Origin of the sequence: Bartonella melophagi K-2C, assembly GCF_000278255.1 — a bacterium.
Classification (GTDB): Bacteria; Pseudomonadota; Alphaproteobacteria; order Rhizobiales; family Rhizobiaceae; genus Bartonella; species Bartonella melophagi.
The window spans coordinates 2,085-2,658 of sequence record NZ_JH725088.1; the positions used below are offsets into that span (position 1 = coordinate 2,085).

Below are 574 nucleotides of genomic sequence, written 5' to 3' on the forward strand. Positions count from 1 at the left end.
GGAAAGGGGGACGACGATTAGTTTAGCAAGGGGGGGTGGTATCGGGGTGAAGGTGGGGGATGGGGTGACAAGTGCTAACTTGAATGATCTGACGATTATGGGAGAGGGAAAGGGGGTGGGGGTGAATATACTGGGGGGAGATGTGACGATGGATGGGGTGAGGATTTCAAGGGTTGGGAGGGGGGTCTATATGGAGAAGGGGAGTGGGATGGTGACGGTGAATAATATGAAGATGACAGGGGTGGTGGTGGGGATAGATGTGAAGGGAAGTGGCACGTTGAAGGTAAACAATGGGACGATTGAATTAGCAAAGGGGGGGAGTGTATGGGGGGTCTATGTGGGGAGTGAGGTGACAAGGGCTGAGTTGACGGGGACGAAGATTGTGGGAGAGGGAAGTAGGAAGAGTGGGGGTGATGAAAGAATAGGGGTGGAGACGGAAAGTTCGGGGACAGTGACGTTGGAGAGGGTGGATATTTCAGGGGTTGATATAGGCGTGGTGGCGACAAAGGGAACCTTGGAGATTAAGGGGGGAGCCAAGATTATGGTTAGGCTAGGTGGGACGGGGATTAAGGTG

General features: G+C 53.7%; 1 protein-coding gene. It reads left to right on the forward strand.

Annotated elements, in window-relative coordinates:
- Positions 1-79 precede the first annotated feature (79 nt).
- The coding region (locus ME3_RS07075; protein ID WP_198002723.1) for a right-handed parallel beta-helix repeat-containing protein at positions 80-574 on the forward strand (495 nt) is incomplete at its 3' end.